The sequence below is a fragment of the Actinocorallia libanotica genome (assembly GCF_039525175.1).
Classification (GTDB): domain Bacteria; phylum Actinomycetota; class Actinomycetes; order Streptosporangiales; family Streptosporangiaceae; genus Actinocorallia; species Actinocorallia libanotica.
This window is the reverse complement of sequence record NZ_BAAAHH010000014.1, coordinates 169,569-177,149: the sequence shown is the minus strand read 5'-3', so window position 1 is coordinate 177,149 and position 7,581 is coordinate 169,569. Positions and strand designations below refer to the sequence as shown.

Annotated in this window: 6 protein-coding genes; 3 read left to right on the top strand and 3 right to left on the bottom strand. The window is 74.8% G+C overall.

The features are described 5' to 3' along the window. Window positions 1-53: 53 nt before the first annotated feature. The 3 genes from ftsL to mraZ all read right to left on the bottom strand — a co-directional run bounded on the left by ftsL (window position 54) and on the right by mraZ (window position 2,503). Entirely contained in the window at window positions 54-935 is an 882-nt protein-coding gene (gene ftsL / locus ABD140_RS18890; RefSeq protein WP_344242180.1) for a cell division protein FtsL, read from the bottom strand. After that, window positions 932-1,885 (bottom strand): 16S rRNA (cytosine(1402)-N(4))-methyltransferase RsmH, encoded by a 954-nt coding sequence (gene rsmH, locus ABD140_RS18885; protein ID WP_344242179.1) that lies wholly within the window; start codon window positions 1,883-1,885, stop codon window positions 932-934. Before rsmH ends, ftsL begins: the two co-directional genes overlap by 4 nt. A 186-nt stretch (window positions 1,886-2,071) precedes the next feature. Then, window positions 2,072-2,503, bottom strand: coding sequence for a division/cell wall cluster transcriptional repressor MraZ (mraZ, locus tag ABD140_RS18880; protein WP_344242190.1), 432 nt, complete (start codon window positions 2,501-2,503; stop codon window positions 2,072-2,074). A gap of 419 nt (window positions 2,504-2,922) precedes the next feature. On the opposite strand from mraZ, the gene ABD140_RS18875 reads away from it, so the two are divergent. From ABD140_RS18875 to ABD140_RS18865, 3 genes are read left to right on the top strand one after another with little or no spacing between them, the layout of a single operon-like run. Continuing rightward, a complete protein-coding gene (locus tag ABD140_RS18875) occupies window positions 2,923-3,894 on the top strand; it encodes an AAA family ATPase (RefSeq protein ID WP_344242189.1) in 972 nt (323 codons plus the stop codon). Between the two features lie 2 nt (window positions 3,895-3,896). Further along, complete coding sequence (locus tag ABD140_RS18870; RefSeq protein ID WP_344242178.1) at window positions 3,897-5,132, top strand: DUF58 domain-containing protein; 1,236 nt, start codon at window positions 3,897-3,899, stop codon at window positions 5,130-5,132. Window positions 5,133-5,150: 18 nt separating this feature from the next. Then, window positions 5,151-7,511, top strand: coding sequence for a transglutaminase TgpA family protein (locus tag ABD140_RS18865; RefSeq protein WP_344242177.1), 2,361 nt, complete (start codon window positions 5,151-5,153; stop codon window positions 7,509-7,511). The last annotated feature ends 70 nt before the right edge of the window (window positions 7,512-7,581 follow it).

The following is a 7,581-nucleotide window of genomic DNA, read 5'->3' as shown; positions in this document are numbered from 1 at the left end:
CGGCCCGCGGCGCCCGGGGGGCTGCGCCCCTCCGGGGGTGCGCGGGCGCTCGGTCACGGGGTCCTCTCGGCCGGGGCCTCACCGGTCGCCTGCGGCTCCTGGGACCGTGCGGGATCGGCGGTGCCGGCCCAGCCGGGGATGCCGTCGCCGGGGACGACCGCGCCCGGCACCCCGATGATCCCGGCCGCCGCGGCGGCAGCGGCGGCCGCCGACGGGACGGGCCGCTTCTTCCCACCGGTTACGCGACCGTTATCGGGATCGACGAAAGCCAGCTCGCTGGGCTGTACCATCCCTTGATTACGAGCCTTGAGCGCCAGTCTGCGCGGGGCCTCCTCCCGTGCGATCTCCTCGATCAACGTCTGCTTCTGCTGGGTGAGCCGGCGTTCGCTGCGCTCCAGCGCGCTCAGGGTGTAGGCGTCGCGGGCCAACACGGTGTTGAGCACCAGCAGGCTGACCAGTGCCCCGCCGAGCAGGCAGAGGTTGAGCAATACGAACGGAGCACGAGGACGTCCCGCGGACGGCCGCGGCCTCGGCCGGGGCCGCTGCTGAGTCTGCCCCTGCACGGCGGGTTCGGCCTTCGGCCTCGCCCTGCCCGGCTTCAGCGTGCGCTTTTCCGGCGTACGCCGCTTCGGCGTGCGCTCTTTCGTCCCGCGCGCGACAGGTTCGGCCGCCCCCGCCTTACGGCGGGCCCTGGCCCGCGGTTCCTTCGCCTTCGGCTCCTCGGCCTCGGGCTTCCCTGCCCGGGGCTTCCCGGCCTTGGGCACCTTCGGCCTCCCCGCCCTGGGCTTCTCGGCCTTGGCCGCCCCGGCCTCGGCCGGTGGCTCGTCGGGTCTCCTCCGGCCGCCCTTGCGGTCCGGGCGGGTATCGCTCTGGGGCTCGGGCCCGGCGGACCGCCGCCGGGGTCGTGCGACGGTCTTGCGCTCGATCGTCGTCATGCGTCCTCCCGAACCCGCTCCGCGGCGCGGAAACGCACCGACGCCGCCCGCGGATTGCTGCTGATCTCCTCTTCGGAAGCCTGCTCGCTCCCCCGGGTGAGCAGGCGGAACCTCGGCGCGAACTCCGGTAGCGGCACCGGGAGCCCCGCCGGGGTGTGGTCGGTGGTGCGGTCGGCCAGGACCCGCTTGGTGATCCTGTCCTCCAGGGAGTGGTAGGACAGCACCGCGACGCGGCCGCCCACCGCGAGCGCGTCCAGGGCCGCGGGCAGCGCCCGCTCCCAGACCCGCAGCTCGCTGTTGACCTCGATGCGCAGCGCCTGGAAGGTGCGCTTGGCGGGGTTGCCGCCGCTGCGCCGGGTCGCCGCCGGGATCGCCGTGCGGACCAGCTCGGCCAGCCGGAGGGTGCCGGTGAACGGCTCCCTGTCCCGCTCGCGGGCGATCGCCGAGGCGACCCGCTGGGCGAAGCGCTCCTCGCCGTACTCGCGCAGGATCCGCGCCAGGTCGGCCGGCGGATAGGTGTTGACCACGTCGGCGGCGGTCATGCCCCGGGTCTGGTCCATGCGCATGTCCAGCGGGGCGTCATAGGAATAGGCGAACCCGCGTTCGGGCTCGTCCAGCTGGGGCGAGGAGACGCCCAGGTCGAACAGGACCGCGTCGACGCGGTCCAGGCCCAGCCTCGCCAGGACCCGGGGAAGCTCGTCGTACACCGCGTGCACCAGCGTCACCCGGTCGCCGAAGGGCGCCAGGCGCGCACCCGCGCGCTCCAGCGCCACGGGATCGCGGTCGAGACCGAGCAGGCGGATCTCGGGGTAGGCCTCGAGCATGGCCGCGGCGTGGCCGCCCATGCCCAGCGTGCCGTCGACGTACAGCGCCCCGGGCGCGCCCACGGCGGGACCCAGCGTCGACAGTACGCGGTCGAGCAGGACCGGAACGTGTCCGGACTCATTCATGGTTTTGTCTACCCCCACTGCAGCCGACCGCTCGCGGTCGATCGGACATGCGGCCCGCGGGGCTCGTCCGGCCAGGTCCCCAACCGCTGCCCTGAGGAAGTGCCACCTGGCGCCGGGGAAGCTGCGCCAGCTGGCGGAAGAGAGCGGGTGGAGACCTGGCCGGGCGTGCGCCCTGCGGGGTCGTACCTAGAGAATTCCCGGCAGCACCTCCTCCGACAGATCGGAGAAGGACTCCTCCTCCTGGGCCAGATAGGCCTCCCAGGAGGGCGTGTCCCAGATCTCAAGGCGGGAGTTGGCCCCGATGACCACGCAGTCGCGCGCCAGTCCGGCGTAGGCGCGCAGCGCCGCCGGGACCGTGATGCGGCCGCTCTTGTCGGGGACCTCGTCGGAGGCGCTGGCGAAGAAGACCCGGCTGTAGGCGCGGACGGACTTCGCGGTGACCGGTGCCGTGGCCAGCGCTTCGGTGATGCGCTCGAACTCCGCCATGGGGAAGACGTACAGGCAGCGTTCCTGGCCCTTCGTGATCACCAGTCCCCCAGACAGCTCCTCGCGGTACTTGGCCGGCAGGAACAGTCGTCCTTTGTCGTCGAGGCGGAGTGGATGTGTTCCAAGGAACACCGGAGCCACCCCCTCGCGCCATTGGACGCCCGTCAACAGCTCGAGAATGCATGTGGAGACCCTTCCCCCACAGCGCCCCACTGTACTCCACTCTTCCCCACCGTCAACTGTGAAAACCTGCGTTCCTGGAGAGGAAGAGATGTGAAATTGCCTGCTCAGCAAGGGTGGGGCGGAGTGGGGCGCCGGCGGGCCCGCGGCGCGCGGGGGGCGGGCGCATCCGGGGGGCGGGCGTCAGATGTCCGAAACGTAACCGATGAAGCACTTCGCGGCGTACTGTCGGTAACGCTGGAAGGTTATCCGGCTGCTTATTGTCGAGAAGAGCGACGAACCACGGATAATGCTCCAACCGCATCAGCGCGTGGAGAGCAATACATTTGGCCCTGGAACAAGGGCGGACTCAGGGCGGAGACTTCGTGGCAGTGGGTGTGCAGGGCCAGGCCGGCGTCGGGCGCGGCTTCGCCGAGGTCGCCGGCAGGGCGGGCAGGATCCGGGCGACCGTCGAGTCCGTCATCGAGGGCAAGTCCGAGGCGGTGCGGCTGGCGCTGATCGTCCTGCTCTCCGAGGGGCACCTCCTCATCGAGGACGTGCCGGGCGTCGGCAAGACCATGCTGGCCAAGACGCTCGCCCGCGCCATCGACGGCACGGTGCGCCGCGTGCAGTTCACCCCCGACCTGCTGCCCGCCGACATCACCGGCGTCGGCGTCTACCAGCAGGACCGCCGCGAGTTCGAGTTCGTGCCCGGCCCCGTCTTCACCAACCTCCTCATCGGCGACGAGATCAACCGCGCCTCCCCCAAGACCCAGTCCGCGCTGCTGGAGTGCATGGAGGAGCGCCAGGTGACCGTGGACGGCACCACCCACCCGCTGGAGCGCCCGTTCATGGTGATCGCCACCCAGAACCCGGTCGAGATGGAGGGCACCTACCCGCTGCCCGAGGCGCAGCGCGACCGGTTCACCGCGCGGGTCTCCATGGGCTACCCCAGCCCCGCCGCCGAGCTGGACATGCTCGACAGCCACGGCCGCACCTCGCCGCTGGAGTCCATCACGCCCGCCGCCACCGTCGCGGACGTGCACCGGCTCATCGAGGCGGTGCGCACCGTGCACACCTCCCCCGCCGTCAAGCAGTACGCCGTCGACCTGGTCAACGCCACCCGCACCCATCCAGAGCTGCGCCTGGGCGCCTCCCCGCGGGCCACGCTGCAGCTGATGCGCGCCGCGCGGGCCCGCGCGGCGCTGGAGGAGCGCGAGTACGTGCTCCCCGACGACCTGCAGGCGCTGGCCGTCCCGGTGCTGGCCCACCGGCTGCTGACCACCGCCGAGGCCCAGGTGGAGCGGCGGCGCCCGGAGCAGATCGTGAGCGAGCTGGTGGCGCGGCTGCCCGTACGGGGCTGACCGTGCGGCTGGTGAAGGTGGCGCTGGACGCGCTCACCACCCGGGGGCGGTCGTTCATGGCGGCCGGGCTGACCGCGGTGGTGTGCGCGTTCCTGCTGGGCGAGCAGGACCTGCTGCGGGCCGGGCTGCTGGTCCTGGTCCTGCCGCTGCTCTCGGTCTTCGCCGTCTCCCGCACCCGCTACCGGCTGGCCTGCGCGCGGCGGCTCGGGCCCTCCCGGCTGCCCGTCGGCCACGAGGCGCGGGCGGACGTGCGGCTGGAGAACGTCTCGCGGCTGCCGACGGGCCTGCTGCTGGTGGAGGACCGGGTGCCCTACGCCCTGGGCGGCCGCGCCAGGTTCGTGCTCGACCGGATCGAGCCGCTGGGCTCCCGGGAGCTGAGCTACCGGCTGCGCTCGGACGTGCGGGGCAGATTCCGGATCGGCCCGCTGACCGTCCGGCTGGCCGACCCGTTCGGGCTGGTGGAGCTGGCCCGCTCCTTCAGCCTCACCGACACCCTGACCGTCACCCCGCTCACCGTCGAGCTGCCGCCCGGCCGCGTCCCCGGCGCCTGGCACGGCGAGGGGCAGAACCTCGCCCGCGCCCTGGCCGCCGCCCGCGAGGACGACGTGGTGCCGCGGGAGTACCGGCGCGGCGACGACCCGCGCCGGGTGCACTGGCGCTCCACCGCCCGCTACGGCGAGCTGATGGTGCGGCGCGAGGAGCAGCAGTGGCAGAGCCGCGCCGTCCTGCTGCTGGACACCCGGCGCGCCGCGCACGTCGGGGAGGGGCCGGGCTCCTCCTTCGAGCAGGCGGTGTCGGTCGCCGCCTCGGTGGGCGCCCACCTGGCCCGCCAGGGGCTGCCGCTGCGTCTGGTCACCGACGCGGGCCGCGGCGCCGACCTCCCCGCCGGCTCCGGGCCCGCGGCGGGCGGGGAGCTGCTGGACGTGCTCGCCGTCATCGGGCAGGGCGACGGCGCCGCCCTCCTGCCGGGGCTGGCCGCGGTGCGCGGCCCCCGCGGCCGCGACGGCGAGGCGCTGATCGTGGGAGTCTTCGGACGGCTCACCGCCGAGGAGGCCGCGGCGGCCGCCGCCGCCCGGCGCGGCACCGCGATCGGCGTCGCGGTGCTGCTGGGCCAGGCTGGGGCGCCGTACGACCCGGCCGGCGCCCTGCGCCGCGCGGGCTGGCGGGTGCTGGTCCTGTCCTCGGTCGCCGAACTGCCCGCCGCGTGGGCGGGCGTGCAGGGTGCGCCCGATGAGTAGTGGGAGGGAACGGTCCGCATGAACGAGCCGGGTGTGCGGCCGGGGCTGAGCGCGCTCGCGGCCCTGGCGACGGTCCTGGGCGCCGCCGGTCTCTACCCGCTCTTCCAGGACCGCAGCTGGATCCTCCCCGCGGCGGGCGCCGTCGCGGCGGTGACGGTGACCGCGATGGTCGCGCGGCGGCTGCGGCTGTCCCCGATCCTCGGCCTGGTGGCCGGGGAGGCCGTCCTGCTGCTGTACGTGACGGCGCTGTACTCGGGCTCCTCGGCCTTCCTCTGGCTGATCCCCACCCCGGGGTCCCTGTCGGTGCTGGGCGAGGTGATGCGGGAGGGCTGGAACACCGCCGAGACCTACGCGGCGCCGCTGCCGGTCGGCGACGGGGTGCGGCTGCTGACCGTCCTGGGCGTCGGCCTGGTCGCGGTGATCGTCGACCTGCTGGCCGTCCGGCTGCACCGCGCCGCGCCCGCGGGGCTGCCGCTGCTGGCCATGTACAGCGTCCCGGCCGCGGTGCGCTCCGAGAGCGTGCACTGGGCGGCGTTCGCGGCGGGCGCCGCCGGGTACCTGGCCCTGCTGGTGGCCGACGCCCGCACCCGGGTGACGGGCTGGGGCCGGCCGGTGTTCACCCCGCGCCGCGACCGGGAGGAGCCCGGAGGCCGGCCGACGGGCTCGACGGGCGCCCGGGTCGGCCTCGCCGCGATCGGGGTCGCCGTCGCGGTGCCCGCCCTGCTGCCGGGCACCTCGGGGATGTTCGGGCTGGGCGAGCGGGACACCGACGGCTCGACCACCATCACCACCGCCGACCCCCTGGTCGACCTCAAGCGCAAGCTCACCCGGCTGAGCGACGAGGAGGTCCTGCGCTACCGGACCTCCTCCGGCGACCCCGACTACCTGCGCGTCTACGCGCTGGACCGGTTCGACGGCAACCGCTGGACCTACTCCCCCCTGGTCGCCGGGTCGGCGCCGCTCATCCGGGACGGCCGGGAGCTGCCCGCCGTGCCCGGCATGTCGGCGGTGGCCACCGAGGACCGGACCACCGAGATCACGGTCGGCGGGAAGGTGCGGGACATGAAGTTCCTGGCGCTGCCCTACGCGCCGCGCCGGGTGTGGGTCGAAAGGGACGACTGGCGGGCCGACCGCCAGTCCCTGATGGTCTTTTCCACCGGCGGGGACGCCGACGGCACGAAGTACTCGGTGGACAGCCGCCGCGCCCTGCCCACCGCCGAGCAGCTGCGCACGGCGGGCTTCCACGCCGTGTCCCCGGAGTACACCAAGCTCCCCGAGGACCTGCCCGCGGAGCTGTCCGAGCTGACCTGGAAGGTCACCGCCAAGGGCGACACCCCCTTCGACCGCGCCGTGCTGCTGCAGCGCTGGTTCCACCGGGAGTTCACCTACTCGCTGGAGCCGGCGCCGCCGAGCCGGGTGTCGGACCTGATGGCCTTCCTGCGCGACCGCGAGGGCTACTGCGAGCAGTTCGCCGCGACGATGGCGCTGATGACCCGGGAGCTGGGCATCCCCTCCCGGGTGGTCGTCGGGTACGCGCCCGGCACGCCCCAGGCCGACGGAAGCCTCCTCGTCCGGCAGCGGGACGCCCACGCCTGGCCGGAGCTGTACTTCGAGGGCGCCGGCTGGGTGCGGTTCGAGCCGACGCCGTCGGGGTCGGGCGCGCCCGAATCGGTGGGGATCCCCGACTACACCCGCCAGGAGTCCCGCCGCGCCGAGGCCGAGCCGAGCGCCGAGCCCTCCGCCTCGGCCTCGTCCGACCCCTCGGACACCGCGGGCCAGTCCGCCGGGCCCACCCCCGGCCCCGGGGCCGGGGAGACGCCGGCCCCCGACCCGGCGGAGGCCGAGGACTCCTCCGCCCTGTCCTCCCTGTACCTGGGAGTCCTGTTCCTGGTGGTCGCCGGCGCGTCGCTGCACCTGATCAGGAAGATCGCCGAGTGGCGGCGCTGGGCCCGCGCCGCCGATCCCGCCGCGGCCGCCACGGCCGCCTGGGCGCAGTTGCGGGCCGACACCCTCGACCACAAGCTGGGCTGGCATCCCGCGGAGTCGCCCCGCGGCGTCCTGCGCCGGCTCGGCGGCGCCCTGGGCACGGAGGTCGCCGAACCGCTGGCCCGCATCGCCCTGGCCCGGGAGGTGGCCCGCTACGCCCCGCCCGGCCATCTCCAGCGGACCGCCCCGCAGGAGCTGCGCGCCGACACCCGGGCGGTCCGCTCCGCCCTGGCCGCCTCCTCCTGGCGCGCCGACCGGTTGGCGGCCCGGGTGTTCCCGCTCTCGTCCCTGGACCTCCTGCGCCGCGCCGCCTCCCGGGCCCGGACCCGGGTCCTGCGGGGCGTCTCCGGCGCCGCCGGCCGGTTCCGGGGGCGCGGCGGGCCCGCGGCCTGACCCGGCCGCCCGCGGGGCGGGCGAACGCGCGAGGAGGCCGCACCCCCACGGGGGTGCGGCCTCCTCGCGT

Coding starts and splice junctions, on each gene's coding strand:
- ABD140_RS18865 (WP_344242177.1), top strand. CDS start 5,151: ATGAACGAGCCGGGTGTGCGGCCGGGGCTGAGCGCGCTCGCGGCCCTG.
- ftsL (WP_344242180.1), bottom strand. CDS start 935: ATGACGACGATCGAGCGCAAGACCGTCGCACGACCCCGGCGGCGGTCC.
- rsmH (WP_344242179.1), bottom strand. CDS start 1,885: ATGAATGAGTCCGGACACGTTCCGGTCCTGCTCGACCGCGTACTGTCG.